Source organism: Gordonia liuliyuniae (assembly GCF_021739025.1).
Lineage (GTDB): Bacteria > Actinomycetota > Actinomycetes > Mycobacteriales > Mycobacteriaceae > Gordonia > Gordonia liuliyuniae.
On sequence record NZ_JAKKOT010000005.1, the window covers coordinates 263,380 to 285,697 of the forward strand.

The following is a 22,318-nucleotide window of genomic DNA, read 5'->3' on the forward strand; positions in this document are numbered from 1 at the left end:
GGTCCCTCTTCTCGGTGTGGTCCGCGACCGGTACGCATCAGAACGGCGGCTCGCCCCAATCGTGGGCCGAGGCGGCGACGCGGGCCTGTTCGGCTTCTCGCGCCCGACGGTTCGCCGCGCGGACCCGCATGCGATAGCGGTGTTTGGCTCGCGTGCGCGAGTAGGGACGGTTCGGGCCTGCGCCGAACTCGATCGTCGGGGGTTCGACGATCGGGCCGTGCGTGCACGGGATCAACCCGAGTTCGGGCAGCAGCCACGAGTTCATCGCGCGCGAACGCGTGGTGATCCCGTCGGGCGAGGTGATCTCGACCCAGAACACGCCGTTCGCGTCGACGATCAACTCGTCGACCCACCCGGGGACGTGAGTCTTCACGCCGTGATGGAATTCGCACTTGGGCGCCAGGTTGCATGCGCACGTCGGTCCGCCTGCGCGCGGGTCGGAGTGGTCGAATTCGACGACGTGGTCGAGGTCCGACTCGTATGCGGGCCGGTCGCATCCGACCCACGTGCACTGGCCGTGGAGGGCGCGGATCGCCGCGTCCGCGGTGGCTGTCGGACGGCACGGGTTTCCGGCCTGCGCCATTCCGCCGAGCAGGTCGCCGAGGTCGAGGTCGCGAACCACGGCGTCGGACCGCTGCGCCAGTTCTCGGGCGTGCGGAGCCGAGATGGGACCGAACCCGTCGAGGTAGGCGGGCAGATCGGACTGCCCGGACAACGTCTCGCCGCGCACCACGACGTGCAGGACGACCCGCTTGCAGCGGGCTGCGACGGAATCGTCGTCGAGTTCGGCTGCGCAGTCGTCACGACCGCACTCGCAGACGAACGGTGTGCCGTTGATGCGCGCGATCGCCGCGTCGCTGCGACGCTCGTTCTTGGTGCGTGGATCGTTCGAGCACACACCGTTGATGATCGCGTCGACCACCTTCTTCGACACGGCCACGTCCGCGGCGTCGGCGGTGACGACGAACTCGGACAGTTCCTCGTTGACCGGGTTGACCGCTACTCTCTTCGACGCCCTCGCTGCCGCGCGCGTGCGTCGAGCCGCATCCGGGTCGAACTCGGCGACGACTGCCGCGACGATCGATTCGACGATCGCGCGCGAGAGCTTGCCCGCTTCTTGCAATCGCAGCGCGGCCTCGGCGTCGATCGCCGCGAGCACGTCGACGTCGTCGACCAGCGCCACCTGGGCGAGCACGCCGTCGAAGAAGTACGGCGTGAGGACGCCGTCGCGCATGAGCTTGCCGAGCATCGGGGCCTCGTCGATGCACCGCTCGGCATTCTCCACGAACCGCTCCGCCGTGTGCTGACGTGCACCCGCAGCCTGCGCGTACAACGTCGCCGTCTGGCAGATCGGGTCGTAGACGCGCGTGAACACGTCGGCCGCCTGCCCGTCGGCACTGACCTCGTCGGCGGCGGCCACGGTCATCCGCCGCAGCCGATTGACGGCCTCGAACTGATACCACCGGATGAGACCGGCGAACCCGTCCGCGCGGGCAGCGAACGCCGCCAGCGCAGCGCGCTCATCGCGCGAACCCGCCTCACCCTCAGGCCGCGGGACCCGAATGATGATCGCGTCGTCGGTCACCTCCACCGAGGAACCGGCGACACTGGCCGGGCCGGTCATCGTGGTGGTCATGGCATCCCCCTGTGTTCGAACGTGTGTTCTATATTACAGTGTCGAACACACGTTCGCAAGGGGTCGTGGTGTACGGCTGCGTGATGTACGGCTGCGTGATGTATGGCGGCGTGATGTACAGAGACGACGAATGACGCGCGAGTGGTCGTCGAGCGCTCACAGCGACTCCGGCGAGCACTCAGAGCACCTGTTCGCCCTGCTACTTGGCTTGCGGGAAGAACCACTGGTCGTCGTCGGCTTCGCCCGGTTCGTCGTCGTCGATGCTGACGTCGACGACCTCGTCGAGCTGGGCCTTTTGCGCGCGGAGCCGGCCGTAGCCGTATGCGGCCGCCATGCCGATCACTCCGGTGGCCAGGCCGATCACCATCTGGACGTCGCCCGACTCGGTCCCGGCGTCCGCGGAGATCCGGTAGATCCAACCGTTCAACGCGGTGACCGCGAGCGCTCCGAACACGAGTGGAACGACGATCGTGGTCCATGTGCTCGGTGCGAGCGGTTCGATCCCCGCGCGACGCCGATACACCTGCCAGCACGACATGACGAGCACCGCGAGGGCGATCAACGCGGCCGTCTGGGCCGGATGGACGAACCACGAGACGATCGCCGCGACCAGAAGTAGCGCGCCCGTCGACCAGCCGACGATTCGAGCGGTCACAGCGGCACCGCGCGGTCGGCGTCGGTGAACCCGGCGACCGGTCCGATCACCGCGATGGCGGGCGCGATCAGATTCTGTTCGCCCGCGACCCGAGCGGCATCGGCGAGATCAGCGCGGATGAGCCGCTGGTCTGGGCGGGACGCGTTCTCGATGAACGCCACCGGCGTCGCACCGGGACGACCGCCGTCCAGCAAGGCCTGCGCGAAGGCGTCGATCCGCTTGACCGCCATCATCAACACGATCGTGCCCCGCAACCTGGCGAGAGCACTCCAGTCGGTCAACGAGTCCGGGTGGTCGGGCGCGACATGCCCGGAGACGACGACGAACTCGTGCGCCAGTCCCCGGTGCGTCACCGGGATGCCCGCGAGTTCCGGCGCCGAGATCGGGCTCGTCACGCCGGGCACCACCGTCACCGGGACACCCGCGTCGACACACGCCTGCAGTTCCTCGAATCCCCGGCCGTAGACGTACGGGTCACCGCCCTTGAGTCGGACCACGAACTTCCCGGCCTTCGCGCGCGCGACAAGGATCTCGTTGATCTTCTCCTGCCGCATCGCCCGGCCGTACGGAACCTTCGCCGCGTCGATCACCTCGATCTGCGGGCCTAGTTCGTCCAACAACGAGACCGGAGCGAGTCGGTCGGCGACCACGACATCGGCCTCGGCCAGCAGGCGACGCCCCCGCACCGTGATGAGGTCGGCGGCGCCTGGACCGCCGCCGACCAGTGCGACGCCGGGCGCGTGGCTCGCGCTCTCGGTGACGGTCAACGACGAACCGTCGGCGAACGCCGCCGTGATCGCGGCACGAGCCGCAGCTGAACGCCGGTGGTCGCCGCCGGCGAGAACGCCGAACTGGAGGTCACGATGGTGGCCGGACGCCGGCGTCACCGCGGTGCCCGCCTTCCCGTCATCGGCGCGGACACAGAACACCCGCGCCTCCGTCGCCTCGGCGACGACTGCCGCGTTCACGTCGGGGTCGTCCGTGCACGCGATCGCGTACCAGGCGCCGTCGAGGTCCCCCGCCGCGTACGCGCGTTGATGCACCGTGATCGCAGGCTCCGATTCCACCGTCGGCGTCGGATCTATCGCGATCACATGCACGTCGGCTCCGGCCGCCACAAGATTCGGGATCCGACGCTGAGCGACACTGCCGCCTCCGACGACGACCGCCCGGCGTCCACGCAGGTCGAGTCCCGCCAGATAATGAGCTTGCACCATGGCAGTCCAGCCTAGTCTGGCGTGTGGTCTCGACTGCGCTCGACCGGTGGTGAGAGGATCGACTGCGCGTGTGCGTTCAGGCGGATCTCGCGGCGCGCGCGAGGGCGCGAGCCCTCGACTCCTCGAAACGCGCGACCTTCACGTCCATCTGAGCCAGATAGTCCGCGAGCTTCTCGCGGTACAGCTCACCCAGCGGACCGAAGTCGTCGCGGTCGAAGATCCGCCATTTGCGCAGCACCGGCATCACGACCTCCGCCATGTGCTGCGGCAGATCGTAGATCCCACCCTTCGCGATCAAGACTGCGTTGCGTCGGAAGTTCGGCATCGTCGACCCGGGCATGGCGAAGTTGCTGACGATCGCGTGGATCGCGACCATCGCCTGGTCCGGCACCACCTCGAGCGCCGCCGAGACGATGTTCCGGTAGAAGAGCATGTGCAGATTCTCGTCGGCGGCGACGCGCTGCAGCATCCGGTCCGCTATCGGGTCTCCGCACGCCTTGCCGGTGTTCCGGTGACTGACCCGCGTGGCCAACTCTTGGAAGGAGACGTAGGCGACGGCGAACAACATGTCGAAACTGTGGTCGCGCTGGCCGTCGTCCTCGGGGAGCGGGTTGAAGCCGTGCGTCATGTGCTCCATGCGGATGTTCTCGAGCTCGACCGGGTCGACACCGCGTGTCACCACGAGGTAGTCGCGCATCACGATGGAATGCCGGTTCTCCTCCGCGGTCCACCGTCCCACCCAGAAGCCCCACGCATCGTCGAGACTGAAGTTCTCAGCGATCACCCGGTGATAGGACGGCAGGTTGTCCTCGGTGAGCAGGTTGGTGATCATCGCGGCCTTCGCCGTCTCCGACAGCTGCGACTGCGCCGGATCCCAGTCGGCGCCGCCGAGCGCCGCGAAGTTCCGTCCGTCGTCCCACGGAACGTAGTCGTGGGGATGCCAGTCACGCGTCATGCGCATGTGCCGCTCCACCTCCGTCTCACAGGCGGGAAGCAGTTCGCGGAGCAGATCCGATCCAGTCATGGATGAGCCGATGAGAGTGGTCATGCCTCCACTCTCACGTGTCGCGTCGGCTCGCGCCCGGGGCGAAAGTCCTGACCCGCCGGGGCCCCGAGTCCCGCCCTCACCTGCGGTAATCTGGCACCCATGAGTTCAGTGCAATCGCAGTCACCGCATCGCCGAGTCCGTGTGTTCCTCGTCGACGATCACGAACTCGTCCGACGCGGACTCCGCGACCTGTTGTCGACCGCTCCCGACCTCGACGTGGTCGGCGAGGCGGCGACCGTCGGCGAGGCAAGGGTCCAGATCGCGGCGACCGCGCCCGACGTAGCAGTCCTCGACGTCCGACTCGCCGATGGCAACGGGGTGGAGCTATGCCGCGACGTCCGCGCCGAGAACCCGGCGATCCACTGCCTCATGTTGACGAGCTACGCCGACGACGACGCGCTCCTCGCGGCAGTGCTCGCCGGAGCCTCGGGTTTCGTCCTGAAACAGATCCTCGGCCACAATCTGATCGACGCGGTCCGGACCGTCGGCCACGGCGGATCACTCCTCGACGCGAAGAGCACGTCGGCACTCCTGGCGAAGCTGCGCCAGGGCGAGCCGACCGATCCGATCGCCCAGCTCACCGCGCAGGAGCGAGAAGTGTTCCAGCTCATCGGTGAAGGCCTCACCAACCGGCAGATCGCCGATCGGATGTTCCTCGCCGAGAAGACGATCAAGAACTACGTGTCGCGGATCCTGTCGAAACTCGACATGCAGCGCCGCACCCAGGTCGCCGTGCTCGCCACCGAGCTGCGTGGCCGCGAGCACTGAACCGGCCGCGGCGCGAGTAGTCACCCCAGCGGGGCGGTCCAGGTGATCGTCGTCCCGCCGCCAGTACGCGCCGCGATCGTGAAGACGCCGTCGCAGTCGTCGGCGCGCCGCGCCAGATTCCGCAGACCCGATTGGGTGACGTCCGCCGGAACACCGCGTCCGTTGTCGGTGACCTCGACGGTCACCTCTTCTGCGGCGACGATGCGCACACTGATCAAATCCGCGCCCGAATGCCGGAGAGCGTTCGACAGTCCTTCGCGCAGCACCGCCTCGATGTGCGGCGACAGGGTCTCCGGCACGACTGTGTCGACCGGCCCGACGAATACGACGTTCGGGCTCATCGACGCGTGCGCGGCCAGCTCGGAGACCACGTCGAGCACCCGACGACGCAGCGTCCGGGTCTCGTCGCCGCCCGGCAGGCTCTGCAGGTCGAAGATCGACGTGCGGATCTGCGCGATGGTCGCGTCGAGATCGGTGACGATCTGATCCATCCGCGCGTCCAGGTCGGGGTCGCCGACCGCGGGCCGCATGGCCTGCATCGACATGCCGATCGCGAATAGGCGCTGAATCACCAGGTCGTGCAGGTCGCGGGCGATCCGATGACGTTCGGCCAGCAGCGTCATCTCGCCGGTGAGCCGCTGCTGTTCGGAGTACGCGATCGACAGGGACGCGACACGCGCGACCCCCGCCATGCCCGCCCACTCCTCTGCCGTCCAGAACCGACGTTCGGTGTGGGTCAGGACCAGTGCACGGAACTGGCCGGGCTCGCTCTGCACCGGCTGCACCGTCACCCAGCGCGCACCATGCCGCAGCCAGCTGCGTTCGATGTCGAAATGGCGGAGAGCCAGTACCCCTCCCGTCGCCTCGACGACGGTCGCCAGATCGGTGACGTCGACCTCGTCACCGGTGTGTGCGTCCAACCGCGATCCCGTCACGATGTACACGTCGGCGGCGTCGGTGAGCGCCGCGACGTCGCGACACATGCCGTCGAGCGTCTCGTCGACGGAGATCCCGCGCAGCGGCTCGCTGCCCCGGTCGGCGAGCAGTTTCATCCACAGCATCCGCGTCTGCGCGCCCTCGTACGATCGGGCGTTGTCGACGGCGATGCCCGCCGCGACAGCGAGGACACCGACGATCGTCTCGTCGAGTTCGGTGAACTCGTCCGCCCCCTGCTTCTCAGTCAGATAGATGCTGCCGAACAGCTCACCGCGCACGATGATCGGCGCACCGAGGAACGTGTCCATCGGCGGGTGGTTCGGCGGGAATCCGACCGACGACGGATGGTCGGACAGCCGCGGGATGCGGAGCACCTCGGGATGGTGCAGCAACTCCCCCAGCACACCGCGACCGATGGGCAGCGGCCCCATGTGCACACGTTGCTCAGGCGTGATGCCGGTGTACACGAACGCCTGCAGGCTCAGTTCCGGGCCGCGGACGCCGAGCGCACAGTAGCGGGCGTCGAGGACGGCGGCCGCCACCTCCACGATCCGTTGCAGCGCGGCATCGATCTCGAGCCCCTGGCCGACCAGGAGCACCGCCTCCAGGACGTCCCGCAGTGCGGTCGGATCGTTGCCGTCCTTGGCGGCGAGCGCGTCGACGGCCGCACGGACCTCGGTGAACGCCTTGCTGTCGATACGTCGGCGGTCGGTCATCGTCCCGCCCGATCCAGGAGAGCGTCCCGGGGCGCCCGAACCGTTCGGGTCGCCTGGACGAACCGTCCGACAGCGTGTGGGACGCCTGCCGGGTGGACGTGCAGATAGGAGGCGTGGACGCCGCGCCCGACCACACCGTCGACGGCATTCCCGTCGACACCGCGCCACGCCCACGCCGGGGTCCGTTCACCGGCGAAGTCGACTGTGCTGCGGTGGAACTCGTGTCCGGTCACGCGCTCGCCGGTCCGGTAGAGGACAGAGTCGGCCACGGCGACGGCGTCGCGGTAGCCCAGGGTGAGTCGGGGCCCGAAGGCGCCGACCGCGTCGACGGCCCCGACCATCGGGTGCGCGTCGAGCATCGACGTCAGGTACAGCAGTCCAGCGCATTCGGCGTGGACCGGCCGGCCCGCGGCGACGTGCGCCGCCAGGTCGCGGCGCAGACCGTCGTTCGCGGCCAGGTCGGCGGCATGCTCTTCGGGGAAGCCACCGCCGATGACGACGCCTGCGGTGTCGGTCGGCAGGCGGTCGTGCAGCGGGTCGAAGCCGGCCACGTGGGCACCCGCCGCCGCCAACAGTTCCGGGTGTTCGGCGTAGCCGAACGTGAAGGCCGCCCCGTGCGCCACGGCGATCACCGGTCCGCCTGCGACCCGGTGGTCGGCCATCTCGTCGTCCGCCGACCAACGCGCGGCCGATGTTCCCGACGCCGATCTCGCCAGTCGTACGAGGGCGTCGACGTCCAGACCCGAGCCGACCTTCTCGGTGATGGCGGCGACGGCCGCCACCGCGTCCGCGCTGCGCTCGGCCGCCGGGATCAGCCCGAGGTGGCGGGACGGCACCGTCAACGCCGCATCGCGTCGGACGACGCCGAACACGGGTAGACCGACGCGGTCGCACGACTGTCGGAGCACCGCCTCGTGTCGATCCGAGCCGACCCGGTTGAGGATCACGCCTGCGACGTGGACGGCCGGGTCGTACGCGACGAAGCCGTGCAAGAGCGCGGCGAGCGACTGACTGTGGCCCCCCGCGTCGACGACGAGGATCACCGGCGCCCCGATCAGCGTGGCGACGTGTGCGGTGGAACCGACTCCGAGGGTGCCGGGATCATCGGTGATCCGGCCGTCGAAGAGCCCCATCACGCCTTCCACTACCGCGATGTCGGCGCCGACGCAGCCTGCCGCGAACAGCGGTCCGATCCGGTGCTCGCCCACCAGGTTCGGGTCGAGGTTGCGTCCGGGCCTACCCGCGGCCAGCGCGTGGTAGCCGGGGTCGATGTAGTCGGGCCCCACTTTGAACGGCGCGACAGTGTGCCCCGCCGCGGCGAGCGCGCCGACGAGGCCGGTCGTGATCGTCGTCTTACCGCTGCCCGACGCGGGGGCTGCGATGACGACGGTCGGTGGTGCGCCTGTCACCACTCGACGCCCTTCTGGCCTTTGCGTCCGGCGTCCATCGGATGCTTCACCTTCGTCATCTCGGTGACGAGGTCGGCGGCGTCCATCAATGTCTCGGGCGCGTACCGGCCGGTGATGATCACGTGCTGTCGCCCCGGCCGCTCCCGAAGTGCTGCGACGACCTCGTCGACGTCGATCCAGCCCCAGTGCAACGGATACGTGAACTCGTCGAGGACATAGAAGTCGTGCTCGGCGGCGGCGATCCGGCGTGAGATCTCCGTCCACCCGGCACGGGCTGCCTCGGCGTGGTCGGCTTCGGCGTCCTCGTTCTTACGGATCCACGACCAGCCCTGTCCCATCTTGTGCCATTGGACGGGACCGCCCTCGCCGGTCTGCTCGTGAAGTCGCCCCAGCGTGAGCAACGTCGACTCCTCGCCGACCTTCCACTTGGCGCTCTTGACGAACTGGAAAACCGCGACGTCCATGCCCGCGTTCCACGCCCGCATCGCCATTCCGAACGCCGCCGTCGACTTGCCCTTTCCGGGGCCGGTGTGGACACCCAGGACGGGCTGGTTACGCCGTTGACGGGTGGTGAGCCCGTCGTTCGGCACGGACTCGGGGACTCCTTGAGGCATGCGTTCTACCCTAGCCAGGAACCCCGGGTTGATTACCCCCGGCCTGATGGTGGTATCAGGCGACGCCGCGCACGCGGCCGGCGAGGCCGACGTCGGCGAGGTCGGCCAACGGCACGTACTCGGCGCCGAGACGGCGAGCGAGGGAGACCGCGGTTCCGAGCTTGACGAAACCCTGTTCGCAGTCGACGACGACACTCGCCACACCCCGCCGGGCCACGTCGTCGGCCGCGGCCTCGGCTCGACGGGCGGCGTCCTTTCCGCCGGTCGCACGACCGTCCGATACCACCACGAGGAGCGGACGTCGCTGTGGATCGGTGCGTGCGGCACGGTCGATGACTTCGACGCTGCGCATGAGTCCTTCGCCGAGTGGCGTCCGACCGCCGGTGCGGACTTGGGCCAGGCGCGCGACCGCGAGGTCGACCGACCGGGTCGGCGGGACCGCGATGTACGCGTCCTTCCCGCACGCGACGACGACCGACACCCGGTCGCGCCGCGTGTACGAGTCGCGGAGGAGTTCCACGCAGGCGTCCCGCACGGCCGCCAGGCGTGATCGCGCCGTCATCGACCCGGACAGGTCGACGAGGAACACGACGAGATTCGATTCGGTGCCGACACGTTCGGCGCCACGCAGATCCGACGGCTCCACCGCCGGCACCCCGTCGCCCGCGCTGCGCCGTGCCGCCGACAAGACCGTGCCGAAGAGGTGGACGGGTGTCCTCGTACCGAACTCGATGTCGCGGACCGTCGCGCCGCGCGTGCTGCGCGCCCGCGAACGACGTCCCGGCTCCCCGTCGCCGACGCCCGCGGCGCGGAACGTGCGGATCCGCGCACTGCCGGAGCCCGGTGTCGCCCCGAACTGCGGGCCGGTCGCTCCCCCGCCGCCCGGCGGATCGGTGTCGGGACCGTCCGGATCTGGGCCATCAGGGTCTGGGCCATCAGAGTCTGGGCCATCGGTGTCTGGGCCATCGGGGTCGGGCCCGTCAGGATCGTTCTCGCCTGTCTCGCTCTCGCCTGTCTCGCTCTCGCCTGTTTCGTCGCGTGCAGTCGTGTCGTCGCTTGCCGCTTCGTCTCCGGCGCCCAGTGCTTCGTCGAGCAGTTCTTCCGACATCGACGAGTCGTCGAACGGGTTCCGGCGACGACGGTGCGGCAGCGCCAGCTCGGCGGCGATGCGGACGTCGTCCTCGTTGACCTCCACGGCACCCCGCCAGGCGGCGTGTGCGGACGCGGTCCGCGCCATGACGATGTCGCCGCGCAGACCGTCGACGTCCAGGTGCGCACAGATGCCCGCGATCCGCCGGAGCTCAGCGGTGGGCAGTGCGACGGTCGGCAACAGTGCGCGGGCCTGCGCGATCCACGCAGCCAGCGTGTCCTCGGCGACCCGATGGTCGGCGGCGAAAGCGTCGGGGTCGGCGTCGTACGCCATTCGGGAGGTCACGATGGACACGCGTTCGTCCACATCGCGCGGTCCCGCGACGTCGACGACGAGACCGAACCGGTCGAGCAGCTGAGGCCGCAGTTCGCCCTCTTCCGGGTTCATGGTGCCGACGAGCACGAACTTGGCCGACTGCGTATGCGAGACCCCGTCACGTTCGACGGTCACCCGGCCGCTCGCCGCGGCGTCGAGCAGAACGTCGACGAGGTGATCTGACAGCAGGTTGGCCTCGTCGATGTAGAGGACTCCGCCGTCGGCCTGTGCGAGCAGACCGGGCGTGAAGTGCGCCTGCCCGTCGCGCAGCACTCGCGTCAGGTCCAACGACCCGACCACTCGGTCTTCGGTGGCGCCGATCGGCAGTTCCACGACGCGAGACGTTTCGCCGAGCAGTGGTGCCAGACCGCGCACGATCGTCGATTTCGCAGTGCCCTTCTCGCCACGGATCAGCACACCGCCGATACCCGGCGACACGGCCGACAGGACGAGCGCGAGCTTCAGCCGATCCTGGCCGACGACCGCGCTGAACGGGAAATGCGCGCCAGAGGCCGACACGAGGTCAGGCACCGATCTCGGGAGTCACTGCTTCTCGACAGCGCTCTCGGTGAGCTTCAGGCTCTTATTGGTCCAGTCCCACATCTCGCGGTAGAGCGCGGGGTTGTCGTTGAGCTTCTGGCCGAACGACGGGATCATCTCCGTCAGCTTCGGCTTCCAGCCGTCGAAGTGGGCGGTGAAACACTTCTCGAGAATCGAGATCATCGCGGGGACCGCGGTCGACGCGCCCGGCGACGCGCCGAGCAGGCCCGCCATCGAGCCGTCTTCGGAAGTGACGACGGCCGTGCCGAACTCAAGGCTGCCGCCGAGGCCGTTCTTGCGGATCACCTGGACACGCTGGCCCGCGGTGATCAGCTCCCAGTCGTCGCCGACCGCCTTCGGAGCGAAGTCCCGGAGTGTGGTCACGCGGTCGTTGAGGCTCGCGGACAGCTCCGAGATCAGGTACTTGAGCAGGCCGAACTCCTTCGGCGCGATCGACATCATCGGGAGCAGGTTGCCCGGCTTCACCGACTTCGGCAGGTCCATGACGCCGCCGGTCTTGAGGAACTTGGGCGACCAGCCGGCATACGGGCCGAACAGCAGCCCCTTGTCGCCGTTGATGACGCGCGTGTCCAGGTGCGGCACCGACATCGGCGGGGCGCCGACAGCCGCCTGACCGTACACCTTGGCCGAGTGCTCGGCGATGACGTCCGGGTTGGTGCAACGGAAGAACTCGCCGCTGACCGGGAAGCCGCCGAAGCCCTTGGCCTCCTTGATGCCCGAACGCTGCAGCAGATGCAGTGCGCCGCCGCCTGCGCCGACGAACACGAAACGCGCCTCGACGCGAAGCTTCTCGCCGGTGCGGGTGTTGCGGATCTTCACGACCCAGCTGCCGTCGGACTGCTTGGTCAGGTTGCGGACCTCATGGCCGAAGTACAGATCGGCGTCGCGTCCGACGTAATTGAGGAGCTGCTGGGTGAGAGCTCCGAAGTCGACGTCCGTGCCCTGCGTGAACCAGTTGAGGCCCACCGGATCCGAATAGTCGCGGCCCTCACCCATCAGCGGGAGACGCTCAGCGAACACATCGTCGTCGTCGATGAACTCCATGCCCTCGAAGACCGTCTGGCTCGACAGGGCGGCGTGACGCTTACGCAGGAACTCGACGCCGTCTGCGCCGTGGCAGAAGCTGACGTGCGGGATCGGGTTGATGAACTCGTCCGGGGCGCCGAGGACACCGTTGTCGACGCCGTGCGCCCAGAACTGGCGGGACGTCTGGAACTGTTCGTTGATGTTGAGCGCCTTGGTGATGTCGATGTCACCGTTCGCACCGGCCGGGGTGTAGTTGAGCTCGCACAGCGCCGAGTGGCCGGTGCCCGCGTTGTTCCACGGATCGCTGCTCTCGGCGGCTGCCGCGTCGAGCCGCTCGAAGAGGCTGATCGACCAGTTCGGTTCCAGCTGTCGGATGAGCGTGCCCAGGGTCGCGCTCATGATTCCGGCGCCGATCAACGCCACGTCCGTCTTGATGACCTTCTGCGACACGCTGCTGCTCTCTTCCGCCCTCGGGGTGCCTGGCTGCCTCTCCGCGTACCACCGCGGAGATTCTTCGACAGTCATTGTTCACCATCGCGCGTTGACACGTCGCATCGGTGCACGCAAATGTGTCGTGAGCGACAAGCCTTAGAGTAGGGGCGTGATCACCGACTGGCGACCCGATGAATTCCTTGAGGGCTACGAGGTCCGCACCCTCCCACTCACCCCCGACCCCGACGGTGAAGACCCGATCAACGCGCACCTGGTCCGCAAACCGGGCGCCGTCGATACGCCGCGCGGCGCCGTCCTCTATGTGCACGGCTTCACCGACTACTTCTTCCAGACCGAGTTGGCCGACTTCTTCCACGAGCGCGGCTTCGCCTTCTACGCGTTGGACTTGCGCAAGTGCGGCCGGTCGTTGTCGGCCCAACACTCTCCGCACTACACCAGCGACCTCGCCTACTACGACGAGGAACTGGGAACTGCGCTCGACATCGTCACCGACGAGGTGAGCGCTGCGGGCGGATCCCCGCAGGTCATCGTCGCCGCGCATTCGACGGGCGGGCTCGTCGCCCCGCTGTGGCTCGACCGGCTCCGCACCGACGATCCCGAACGGCACGGCCATGTGATCGGTCTGCTCTTGAACAGTCCGTGGCTCGACCTGCAGGGTGATCCGAGGCTTCGGACGGCTGCCGCGGGCAGGCTGATCTCGGCGGTCGGATCGGTCCGCGGCAAGCAGGAGATTCCGCGGCCGTCGTCGTCGGCGTACGGCGACAGCCTCCACTCGGATGCCCACGGCGAGTGGACGTACGACCTCGTCCGCAAGCCGCTGGGCGGGTTCCCTGCGACGTTCGGCTGGATGACGGCCGTCCGCGCAGGACACCGGAAGGTGCACGGCGGCATCAACGTCGGCGTGCCGACGCTCGTCCTTCGATCGGACAAGTCGGCATTCCACGGGCGCTACGATCCCGCGGTCGACACCGCCGACTGCGTGCTCGACGTGAAACAAATCGCGCAGTGGTCCGGTTGTCTCGGCGAGCGGGTTCTCGCGGTCGCGGTACCCGACGCCCGCCACGACGTGTTCCTGTCGATCGAACGCGTCCGCACAACCGCGTACGCAGAGGTCGACCGGTGGATGGAAAGCGAGTTCGAACAGTGACACTGCAAGCAGGTACGGCTCAGGTCGATCTGGCGATCATCGGGGCGGGCAGCGGCAACTCGGTCCCCGACGAACGATTCGACGCGACGAGCATCGCCATCTTCGAGGAGGGACTGTTCGGCGGAACGTGCATGAACGTCGGTTGTATCCCGACCAAGATGTTCGTCTACGCCGCGGACATCGCGGCCGCCGCCCGCGAATCCGGCAAATACGGGGTCGACGCTCGCGTGGAGGCCGTCGACTGGCCCGCCATCGTCGCCCGCGTGTTCGGTCGCATCGACCCGATCGAGGCGGGCGGACGCGAGTACCGCGTCGACCGCTGCGAGAACGTGACGGTCTACGCGAGCCACGTGGTCTTCGACGGACGCGACGACGAGACCGGACGTTACCGACTGCTCACCGCGGACGGCGACGTCGTGCTGGCGACCGAGGTCGTCATCGCGGCGGGCGCGCGCAGCGACATCCCCGAGGTGATCGCCACATCGGGTGTCCCGTTCCACACCAACGCCGACGTCATGCGTCTCCCCGAACTGCCGAAACGGCTGGCGATCCTCGGCAGTGGCTACATCGCCGCCGAGTTCGCCCACGTCTTCTCGGCACTCGGCACCCAGGTGTCGGTCATCGCACGCGGCCCGAAGCTGCTGCGGGCCCTCGACTCCGACATCGCCGACCGGTTCACTGACGTCGCGTCGACGCTGTGGGACGTCCGCCTCGACTCGCCGGTCACCGCGGCGTCACAGCTGCCCGACGGCGGGATCCGGCTCGAGTTCGCCGACGGTGGGTCGCTCGACGCCGACTCACTCCTGGTCGCGACCGGACGGACCCCGAACGGGGACCTGCTCGGACTGGAGAGCATCGGAATCGATCTCACCGACGACGGCCGGGTCCCCGTCGACGCGCACGGGCGCACCCCGGCGCGCGGCGTGTGGGCGCTCGGCGACGTCAGTTCGCCGTACCAGCTCAAACACGTCGCCAACCACGAGCAGCGCGTCGTGCAAGGCAACCTGTTGAAGGGTTGGGACGCCGCCGACCTCGATGCGTTCGACTATCGGGCTGTCCCGGCCGCGGTGTTCACGCATCCGCAGATCGCGACTGTCGGCCTCACCGAGGACGCGGCTCGCGCACAGGGCTTCGACATCACGGTCAAGGTGCAGAACTACGGCGATGTCGCGTACGGGTGGGCGATGGAGGACACCGTCGGCGTCTGCAAGGTGATCGCCGAACGCGGAACCGGCCGGATCCTCGGCGCCCACCTGCTCGGCGCACAGGCGTCGTCGATCATCCAACCGGTGATCCAGGCGATGAGCTTCGGTCTCACCGCCCACGAGATGGCGCGCGGCCAGTACTGGATTCACCCGGCCCTCCCCGAGGTCGTCGAGAACGCTCTGCTCGGGTTGGACATCTGAGGCTCACGCGAGTCTGGGGATACTCGCGGGTGTGGGGATACTCGCGGGTGTGGGGATACTCGCGGGTGTGGGGATACTCGCGGGTGTGGGGATAGCGGCCGGTCCCTCAGAACAGACTCGAGCGCAGCGCGATCTCGCTGGCCACGGCGGCCGGAGCGTTCTGCGGCACCCAGTGGTCGACGCCGGTCACCACCGAGAAGCGGTAGTCGCCGTACGCGTATCGCCCGCTGAGCTCGGCCTGGTCGCGGCCCAACGCACTGTCGGCGTCGCTCCACACCATGGTCGTCGGGATCTCGACGGGCGGGCACGCCAACTTGGTCGCGATGTCGCCGGTGAAGTTGGCGCGATACCAGTTGAGCGGGCCGGTGAGGGCTCCCGGCTCGAGCAGCGGCTCGAGTTCGGCGTCGGTGACCCCGGACGCGCGCAGGCGTGCGCCGCCGTCGGCGGCGATCGTGTCCTCGGCGTCGGGTGCGACGAACAATTTGATGTACGACGACCGTTCGCGCTGATCGTCGCTGCCGGCGAGTGCGTCGCGCATCGCCGACGGGTGCCCGGTGCTGATCGCGACGAGGCTGGTGAACCGGCCCGGGTTGTTCGCGGCGAGATGCCATGCGACGATCCCGCCCCAGTCGTGGCCGACGACCATCGAGTACGCGATGTTCAGATGGCCGAGGATCGCGAGGACGTCGCCGGTCAACTTGTCGAGGGTGTAGGCGTCGACGCCCTCCGGTCGCGCACCCGGGCTGTAGCCGCGCTGGTCGATGGTCACCGTCCGCATACCCGACTCGTGCAGTCGCGGGATCACCTCGTCCCAGCACCGCGAGTCCACCGGGAAGCCGTGTAGAAGCACGGCGACCGGTCCGCGGGCCGGTCCGGACAGTCGTACGTCGAAGCTCAGGCCGTCATGGTCGATGGTCAGATGTTCGGTCTCCACTCAGCCAGGATAGGACGGTCGGCATCGACCCTGCACCGCCCGCCAGCAATCGGTGGACAGCTCTCATGTCGAGGTGGGTTGTGACGAGGTCGGCCATCGCGTCGAGTTGTCGTTCACGCACTGCGCGAGTCGAGAGTCCGGGCGCGGGCGCGAAGGCGTCCTTCCCGACCGCGCGCGCCACGTCGAGCAGGTAGTCGCGGCGGAAGTCGTCGGCCTCGAACAGGCCGTGACAGTGGGTTCCGGCGACGACGCCCGACCGCGCTCCTTCCGGGCCGGTCTCGTCGTCGACGAGCCACGTCCGTTCACCGTTGCGGACGGCGACACCGTGATGGATCTCGTATCCGGACACGGCGGCCGATCCGGCCCCGACGGACTTTCGGCTGTGCCCGGAGAACCGGCGCAGCGTCTTCGCGGTACGGAACTCGATGTCGACGTCGAGGAGACCGAGTCCGTCGACCGCTCCCCGACCGGACTCGACCGAGTCGACGATCCGTCGGCTCAGCATCTGGAAACCGCCGCACACGCCGAGGACGGGCCGCCCCGACTGTGCGCGTTCGACCACCGCGTCGGCGAGTCCCCTCTCCCGGAGCCAGTCGAGGTCGTCGACGCTCGCGCGGGAGCCGGGCAGCACGACGAGGTCGGCAGCGCGCACGGAGGACGGATCGTCGACCCACGTCACGTCGACGTCTGGTTCGCAGGCGAGCGCTTCGACGTCGGTGGTGTTCGAGGTGCGGGGCAACCGGATGGCCGCGACTGCCAACCGAGGTCCGCCCGAGTACGCCGTCCGTCCGCCGACACGACGTCCCACCGGGGAGGCCAGCGAGTCCTCGGCGTCGATCCACAGGTCGTCCGCGAACGGCAGCACCCCGAGCGTCGGGCGGCCGGTGCGCTCACGAATCGTGTCCAGTCCGGGCGCCAGGAGCGACGGGTCCCCGCGGAACTTGTTGACGACGAAGCCTGCGATGAGCGCCTGGTCGGCGGGTTCCAGTAGCGCTAGCGTCCCGAACAGGTGCGCGAGCGAACCGCCACGATCGATGTCGGTGACCACCAGCACCGGGATGTGTGCGGCGCGGGCCAACCCCATGTTCGCGATGTCGGTGGCCCGCAGGTTCACTTCGGCGACCGAACCGGCGCCCTCACAGATCACCACGTCGAACTCGTCACGGAGGGACGACAGCTCGGCGGCGACGACGTCCGCGAGTTCGGCGCGACGCGCGTGGTAGTCGACGGCCCCCACGTCGCCGTAGGGGCGGCCGCGGACGATCACGTGCGACCGGCGGTCACTGCCCGGCTTCAGGAGCACCGGGTTGAACCGGGTGTCGGGCAGCAAACCGCATGCGGTCGCCTGCAGCGCCTGCGCGCGCCCGATCTCGCCGCCGTCGAGGGTGAGCGCCGAATTGTTCGACATGTTCTGCGCTTTGAACGGCGCCACTCGGACACCGTCGCGAGCCAGCGCACGGCACAGGCCGGCGACGATCAGGCTCTTTCCGGCGTCACTGCTGGTCCCGCCCACCAGCAACGCGCCGGCCGCTGTCACGACTCGCCCGGATTCACGCGTCGGGCAGGGTGAGGACTTCGGCGCCGGTGTCGGTGACGACGAGCGTGTGCTCGAACTGAGCGGTCCACTTCCGGTCGGCGGTGACGACGGTCCAATCGTCGTCCCACATCTCCCAGTCGAGTCCGCCGAGGTTGATCATCGGCTCGATCGTGAACACCATCCCGGGCTCGAGGACGGTGTCGACGGCGGGCTGGTCGTAGTGGAGCACGACGAGCCCGTTGTGGAACGTCTCGCCGATGCCGTGGCCGGTGAAGTCACGGACCACGCTGTACCCGAACCGGGTCGCGTACGCCTCGATGACGCGGCCGACCACATTCAGCGCACGCCCGGGCTTGACGGCTTTGATGGCGCGCTCGGTGGCGATGCGCGTGCGCTCGACGAGGTCACGGGCCTCCTGCGACACGTCGCCTGCCAGGAACGTGGCGTTGGTGTCGCCGTGCACCCCGTCGATGTACGCGGTCACGTCGATGTTGACGATGTCGCCGTCCGCGATCACTGTCGAGTCGGGGATCCCGTGGCAGATCACCTCGTTGAGCGAAGTACAGCACGACTTCGGGAACGCCTTGTAGCCGAGCGTCGACGGGTAGGCGCCGTGATCGATCATGTACTCGTGGGCGATCCGGTCGAGTTGATCGGTGGTCACTCCCGGCGCGACGGCACGACCGGCCTCGGCGAGGGCGTTGGCCGCGATCTTCGACGCGACCCGCATCTTCTCGATGGTCTCAGGAGTCTGCACCCACGGCTCATGGCCTTCGTTGACGGTGTCCTTCCACGCGTACTCCGGTCGTTCGACGGAGTCGGGCACGGGCAGGATCGGCGAGACGACGCCGGGGGTCAACGGAGCGCGAACTGTCATGCGCTCGATTGTTTCACTCGTCGCGGCGGCGACGCCACACAGCCCGGGACCGGCCGGTCAGTGCGACCGGACGCTTAGGTAAGGTGGTCCTAACAGCCGGTTACCGGCGCGAGTTCACGAGTGCAGACAGGCGGGTCCGACGGTGGTTGACTCTCGACGCATCCACTCGCTCGTCGCCGTTGCGGCGACCGCTCTACTCATCCTCGTCGCCCTGGCCGGATGCACCACCGAGCCGATCGACACCGGCGCACTGCACTCCGAGTCGACCGCGCCCCTGCGGTCGGGCCCGACCGTCGCCCACATCGCCGACGCCGATGTGGTGCCGGTTCAGACCGATCCGCCGGTGTCGGCGCAGTCCGAACGCATCGTCGCGCTCGATCGCAACGGGACGCTCGGCACCATCGTGTACGCGCTCGGACTCGGGCCGCATGTCGTCGGCCGCGACAAGTCGACGACGTTCCCGTCGGCGCGCGGCGTCCCCGAAGTGACCGACACCGGCCACACGATCAACACCGAACGGGTGCTCGACACCGATCCGACGATCGTCCTCACCGGCACCGACGCCAATCCGACGACCGCGGTCGACGCGTTGCGTGACGCCGAGATCGACGTCGTCACCTTCGACTCCGAACGATCGGTCGCTACCACGCCGCAGCTGATCCGCGACGTCGCGGACGCTCTCGGCGTCCCAGCGGCAGGCGAGAAGCTCGTCGCGCGCACGCAGCAGCAGATCGACGCCGCGAAACGATCGATCCCCGATCCGTCGGGTCATCCGACGATCGCCTTCCTGTACATCCGCGGCGAACACCTCATCCTCATGTCCGGCCCGGACTCCGGAGCCGACGACCTCATCGAACAGCTCGGCGGCGTCGACGCAGGCACCAAAGCCGGGCTGACAGCCGCATTCACCCAGGTGAGCGCTGAGAAGATGATGAGGGCCGACCCGGACGTGATCCTGGTGATGACCCAGGGCGCCGACTCGGTCGGCGGCATGGACAAGGTGCTGGACCTGCCTGCCGTCGCGGAGACGAAGGCCGGCCGGGCCAAGCGGATCGTCGCGATGGACGAGACCCAGATCCTCATGTTCGGTCCGGACACCGGCCAGGTGTTGCAGGCGCTCGCGAGGGCGATCTATGCCTGAGCACTCGACGCTGCGCACACGGATTCTGAGCGTCTCGCTCAGCCGCACCGTGATCGCCTGCGGCGTCCTCCTCGTGCTCCTCGCCGTGATCGTCGTGGCGTCGGCGGGCGTCGGCGCGGTGCACGTCCCGCCGTCGGAGGTCCTCGGATCGATCGCTCACCACTGGCATCTGAACATCGGGCCGCTGCCGTCGCACCCGAACGGTGAGAACGCCTTGTGGGTCACCCGGTTTCCGCGCATCGTCCTCGGCCTGCTGGTCGGCGTCGCTCTCGGCGCGGCGGGCTGCCTGCTGCAGGGGATGCTGTCCAATCCGCTCGCCGAGCCGGGCATCATCGGCATCTCGTCCGGTGCGGCGGTCGGCGCCTGCCTGATGATCGTGATCGGCGGCACCGGCACCAACGGCTGGGCGATCGCGGGCGCCGCCGGGCTGTTCGGGCTGCTCACCACGTTCGCCGTCTACACCTTGAGCATGCGTGACGGCGCGTCGTCGACGGTGATGCTCGTGTTGACCGGCATCGCGGTGAACGCGTTCGCGCTCGGAATCATCGCCTACCTCACCTATGTGGCGAGCACTGCCGCACGCGAGCAGATCGTGTTCTGGCAGCTCGGGTCGCTGGCAGGCAACGTGACGTGGGATCAGGTCAAGATCGTCGCGCCGCTCGTCGTCGCCGGTGTGGCCGGTGGGATGGCGCTGGTCCGCAAACTCGATCTCCTCGCGCTCGGCGAGGTGCAGGCAGCGGCGCTCGGCATCAAGGTCGAGGTGGTGCGGCGACAGGTGATCGTGCTGGTCGCGATCCTGACAGCCGCCGGGGTCGCATTCACCGGCATCCTGATGTTCGTCGGCCTGATCGTCCCGCACGTGATGCGGTTGATCGTCGGACCGCGGCACGCCGTCCTGCTTCCGGCCAGCGCGCTCGGCGGTGCGCTCGTGGTGGCCGCCGCCGACCTCGCGGCCCGCACCCTCACCGCGGGAGAGCTCCCGCTCGGCATGCTGACGTCGTTGATCGGCGGTCCGGCGTTCTTCATCCTGCTGCGTCGACGGAGCGCGGGGGCGGGCTGGTGAACGACGCGACCCGCCCCGGAGCCCCGATCCTCGTCGAGGACGTCAGCATCGAGCTGGGCCACCGCGTCGTGGTCCGCGACGTGACGTTCGACGTCGCACCCGGCGAACTCGTCGCGCTCGTCGGACCGAACGGGTGCGGCAAGTCGACGCTGCTGTCGGCTATCTCCGGCATCCGATCCCCCGCCGCGGGCCGCGTGATGATCGGCGCCGACGACGTCGCGCACGCCGACGCGCGTTCACTCGCGCGACTGCGGTCACTGGTCACCCAGTCGAACCGACTGGACACGCCCTTCACCGTTCGCGAGGTCGTCGAGATGGGCCGCTATCCGTGGACGCGGATGCCCGAGGCCCTGCGCTCGGAGGACCTGATCGACGCGGCGATCTCCGAGTGCTCGCTCGACGACCTCGTCGACCGGCCGTTCGCCCACCTGTCCGGCGGGCAGCAGGCGCGCGTATCACTCGCCAGGGCTCTCGCCCAGGACACGCCGGTCCTGCTGCTCGACGAGCCGACCGCGGCCCTCGACATCGGACACAGCGAGCAGGTCCTGTCGATCCTGTCCGCGCGGGCGTCGGCCGGAGCCACCGTGCTGCTGGTGGTCCACGACTTGTCGTTGGCCGCCGCCTACGCCGACCGGGTCGCCGTCATGAAGGACGGTCGGGTGCGGGCGATCGGCCCGGTCGCCGACGTGATGACCGAGGACTTGTTGACCGACACCTACGACCATCCGGTGATGGTGTTCGATCACCCGGAGACCGGCGAACGGATGATCGTCCCCCGCCGGTGATTGCCACTGGTGAATCCCGTCAGGTGACCCGGCCGGTGCTTCCCCGTCAGGCCCGTTTGTGGACGACGAGAGTGGCGATCCCGAGCGCGAGGAACGCCAGCCCGCCGACGAGAGTCAGCCAGAGTCCGAATCCGACCGAGAAATCCACCATGAATCCGAAACCCGTCTCCTGAGTGTCGCCGACGTCGGAGATGTCGATGATCGCGACCAGGGTGACGATGACGCCGACAACGGTCGCCACGATGCCCGCGGCGCGTGGCAGCAACTGTTGTCTGGCCGTGAGGAAGATTGTCGCGGCGGCCACCACGCCCGCGATCAGTGCGAGGATCAGCGTGTACACGCCGTCGCCGCCGCCCTCTGTCCCGGACACCGTGCCGGAGACCAACTCGCCGCTGATCGACACCCACGGCAGGAACGCCGACACGATGACGACCAGCGCCACGATCACCATGGCCCACAGGTACGGAACGAGCTTCGGGGTCACCGTGGTGTTGGCCTTCGCGAGGTCGGTGTACTTCTTGCCGAACTCACCGAAGCTGGCAGCCCCTCCCGCTGGGGCCTGCTGGGCGTGCCCCTGGTGCGGGTCTTGCCCGGGTTGCCGGGGTGCACCGTACGGAGTCTGGCTCCCGTAGTGCGCGTGCGGCGGGGCGTACTGCTGGGGCGGACCGTGTTGCGGCGATGGGTTCTGTTGCGGCGGATCGTGTGGCAGCGGGGCCTGGGGTGTCGGGGCCGCTTGTGGTGGCGCCCCGTGCGGTTGAGCCTGCTGGGGAGTCGGAGCCTGCTGGGGAGTCGGGGCCTGGGGTGTTCCGGGTGGTGAGTACTGCTGGTTCGGGTCTTGCGGATGAGGGGTGGGACCGCTCATGACCGATACCGCCTTTCGTGATGAAGGTCATATGAGCATGTCACGGCGTAGTTGCCCGGGTC

General features: G+C 68.6%; 19 protein-coding genes. 6 read left to right on the forward strand and 13 right to left on the reverse strand.

Annotation, left to right across the window (positions count from 1 at the left end; translation table 11 throughout):
• Positions 1 to 37: 37 nt before the first annotated feature.
• The 4 genes from L5G28_RS12070 to L5G28_RS12085 form a co-directional block, all read right to left on the reverse strand.
• A complete protein-coding gene (locus L5G28_RS12070) occupies positions 38 to 1,636 on the reverse strand; it encodes a DUF222 domain-containing protein (RefSeq protein WP_237001754.1) in 1,599 nt (532 codons plus the stop codon).
• Positions 1,637 to 1,835: 199 nt separating this feature from the next.
• Positions 1,836 to 2,291, reverse strand: coding sequence for a hypothetical protein (locus L5G28_RS12075; protein WP_237001755.1), 456 nt, complete (start codon positions 2,289 to 2,291; stop codon positions 1,836 to 1,838).
• Complete coding sequence (gene cobA / locus L5G28_RS12080; protein ID WP_237001756.1) at positions 2,288 to 3,508, reverse strand: uroporphyrinogen-III C-methyltransferase; 1,221 nt, start codon at positions 3,506 to 3,508, stop codon at positions 2,288 to 2,290. Before cobA ends, L5G28_RS12075 begins: the two co-directional genes overlap by 4 nt.
• A 76-nt stretch (positions 3,509 to 3,584) precedes the next feature.
• Positions 3,585 to 4,556, reverse strand: coding sequence for an acyl-ACP desaturase (locus L5G28_RS12085; RefSeq protein ID WP_237001757.1), 972 nt, complete (start codon positions 4,554 to 4,556; stop codon positions 3,585 to 3,587).
• Between the two features lie 99 nt (positions 4,557 to 4,655).
• On the opposite strand from L5G28_RS12085, the gene L5G28_RS12090 reads away from it, so the two are divergent.
• Positions 4,656 to 5,324 (forward strand): response regulator transcription factor, encoded by a 669-nt coding sequence (locus L5G28_RS12090; protein ID WP_236997421.1) that lies wholly within the window; start codon positions 4,656 to 4,658, stop codon positions 5,322 to 5,324.
• A gap of 20 nt (positions 5,325 to 5,344) precedes the next feature.
• On the opposite strand, the gene L5G28_RS12095 is transcribed toward L5G28_RS12090, so the two are convergent.
• From L5G28_RS12095 to mqo, 5 genes are read right to left on the reverse strand one after another with little or no spacing between them, the layout of a single operon-like run.
• Positions 5,345 to 6,976, reverse strand: a complete 1,632-nt coding sequence (locus tag L5G28_RS12095) for a GAF domain-containing sensor histidine kinase (RefSeq protein WP_237001758.1) — start codon at positions 6,974 to 6,976, stop codon at positions 5,345 to 5,347.
• The gene (locus L5G28_RS12100; RefSeq protein ID WP_372477217.1) at positions 6,973 to 8,385 is read right to left on the reverse strand and encodes a cobyrinic acid a,c-diamide synthase CobB; all 1,413 of its coding nucleotides are present in this window, start codon (positions 8,383 to 8,385) and stop codon (positions 6,973 to 6,975) included. The genes L5G28_RS12095 and L5G28_RS12100 overlap by 4 nt, the downstream gene beginning before the upstream one ends.
• A complete protein-coding gene (cobO, locus tag L5G28_RS12105) occupies positions 8,382 to 8,999 on the reverse strand; it encodes a cob(I)yrinic acid a,c-diamide adenosyltransferase (protein ID WP_236997424.1) in 618 nt (205 codons plus the stop codon). Before cobO ends, L5G28_RS12100 begins: the two co-directional genes overlap by 4 nt.
• A 55-nt stretch (positions 9,000 to 9,054) precedes the next feature.
• On the reverse strand, positions 9,055 to 10,983 hold the full coding sequence (locus tag L5G28_RS12110; protein WP_237001760.1) for an AAA family ATPase: 1,929 nt from the start codon (positions 10,981 to 10,983) through the stop codon (positions 9,055 to 9,057).
• A 24-nt stretch (positions 10,984 to 11,007) separates the two neighbouring features.
• A complete protein-coding gene (gene mqo, locus L5G28_RS12115) occupies positions 11,008 to 12,501 on the reverse strand; it encodes a malate dehydrogenase (quinone) (RefSeq protein WP_237001761.1) in 1,494 nt (497 codons plus the stop codon).
• Positions 12,502 to 12,652: 151 nt separating this feature from the next.
• Between mqo and L5G28_RS12120 the strand changes: the two genes are divergently transcribed.
• Together L5G28_RS12120 and mtr are read left to right on the forward strand one after the other, a co-directional pair.
• Positions 12,653 to 13,651 carry an alpha/beta hydrolase gene (locus L5G28_RS12120; RefSeq protein ID WP_237001762.1) on the forward strand — a complete coding sequence of 333 codons (999 nt, stop codon included), beginning with the start codon at positions 12,653 to 12,655 and terminating at the stop codon, positions 13,649 to 13,651.
• A 2-nt stretch (positions 13,652 to 13,653) separates the two neighbouring features.
• Positions 13,654 to 15,057 (forward strand): mycothione reductase, encoded by a 1,404-nt coding sequence (gene mtr, locus L5G28_RS12125; protein WP_265744228.1) that lies wholly within the window; start codon positions 13,654 to 13,656, stop codon positions 15,055 to 15,057.
• Between the two features lie 106 nt (positions 15,058 to 15,163).
• Here the strand turns inward: mtr and L5G28_RS12130 are convergent, their stop codons facing one another.
• Genes L5G28_RS12130 through map form a run of 3 tightly spaced genes read right to left on the reverse strand, consistent with a single transcriptional unit; the run spans position 15,164 to position 18,405 of the window.
• The gene (locus L5G28_RS12130) at positions 15,164 to 15,991 is read right to left on the reverse strand and encodes an alpha/beta fold hydrolase (protein WP_372477218.1); all 828 of its coding nucleotides are present in this window, start codon (positions 15,989 to 15,991) and stop codon (positions 15,164 to 15,166) included.
• Positions 15,960 to 17,528, reverse strand: coding sequence for a cobyric acid synthase (locus tag L5G28_RS12135; RefSeq protein ID WP_237001763.1), 1,569 nt, complete (start codon positions 17,526 to 17,528; stop codon positions 15,960 to 15,962). The genes L5G28_RS12130 and L5G28_RS12135 overlap by 32 nt, the downstream gene beginning before the upstream one ends.
• A 13-nt stretch (positions 17,529 to 17,541) precedes the next feature.
• Entirely contained in the window at positions 17,542 to 18,405 is an 864-nt protein-coding gene (gene map / locus L5G28_RS12140; protein WP_236997430.1) for a type I methionyl aminopeptidase, read from the reverse strand.
• A gap of 142 nt (positions 18,406 to 18,547) precedes the next feature.
• Between map and L5G28_RS12145 the strand changes: the two genes are divergently transcribed.
• Genes L5G28_RS12145 through L5G28_RS12155 form a run of 3 tightly spaced genes read left to right on the forward strand, consistent with a single transcriptional unit; the run spans position 18,548 to position 21,394 of the window.
• A complete protein-coding gene (locus tag L5G28_RS12145; RefSeq protein WP_237001764.1) occupies positions 18,548 to 19,546 on the forward strand; it encodes a heme/hemin ABC transporter substrate-binding protein in 999 nt (332 codons plus the stop codon).
• Positions 19,539 to 20,609: a FecCD family ABC transporter permease gene (locus L5G28_RS12150; RefSeq protein ID WP_237001765.1), complete on the forward strand. Its 1,071-nt coding sequence runs from the start codon at positions 19,539 to 19,541 to the stop codon at positions 20,607 to 20,609. Before L5G28_RS12145 ends, L5G28_RS12150 begins: the two co-directional genes overlap by 8 nt.
• On the forward strand, positions 20,606 to 21,394 hold the full coding sequence (locus L5G28_RS12155) for a heme ABC transporter ATP-binding protein (protein ID WP_237001766.1): 789 nt from the start codon (positions 20,606 to 20,608) through the stop codon (positions 21,392 to 21,394). Before L5G28_RS12150 ends, L5G28_RS12155 begins: the two co-directional genes overlap by 4 nt.
• A 46-nt stretch (positions 21,395 to 21,440) precedes the next feature.
• Here L5G28_RS12155 and L5G28_RS12160 read toward each other — a convergent pair whose 3' ends face one another.
• On the reverse strand, positions 21,441 to 22,256 hold the full coding sequence (locus tag L5G28_RS12160) for a hypothetical protein (RefSeq protein ID WP_237001767.1): 816 nt from the start codon (positions 22,254 to 22,256) through the stop codon (positions 21,441 to 21,443).
• Between the last annotated feature and the right edge of the window lie 62 nt (positions 22,257 to 22,318).

Bases quoted from the DNA above. Each gene is read 5' to 3' on its own strand.
- L5G28_RS12070 (WP_237001754.1), bottom strand. From the start codon at position 1,636: ATGACCACCACGATGACCGGCCCGGCCAGTGTCGCCGGTTCCTCGGTG.
- cobA (WP_237001756.1), bottom strand. From the start codon at position 3,508: ATGGTGCAAGCTCATTATCTGGCGGGACTCGACCTGCGTGGACGCCGG.
- L5G28_RS12085 (WP_237001757.1), bottom strand. From the start codon at position 4,556: ATGACCACTCTCATCGGCTCATCCATGACTGGATCGGATCTGCTCCGC.
- L5G28_RS12090 (WP_236997421.1), top strand. From the start codon at position 4,656: ATGAGTTCAGTGCAATCGCAGTCACCGCATCGCCGAGTCCGTGTGTTC.
- L5G28_RS12095 (WP_237001758.1), bottom strand. From the start codon at position 6,976: ATGACCGACCGCCGACGTATCGACAGCAAGGCGTTCACCGAGGTCCGT.
- cobO (WP_236997424.1), bottom strand. From the start codon at position 8,999: ATGCCTCAAGGAGTCCCCGAGTCCGTGCCGAACGACGGGCTCACCACC.
- map (WP_236997430.1), bottom strand. From the start codon at position 18,405: ATGACAGTTCGCGCTCCGTTGACCCCCGGCGTCGTCTCGCCGATCCTG.
- L5G28_RS12150 (WP_237001765.1), top strand. From the start codon at position 19,539: ATGCCTGAGCACTCGACGCTGCGCACACGGATTCTGAGCGTCTCGCTC.
- L5G28_RS12160 (WP_237001767.1), bottom strand. From the start codon at position 22,256: ATGAGCGGTCCCACCCCTCATCCGCAAGACCCGAACCAGCAGTACTCA.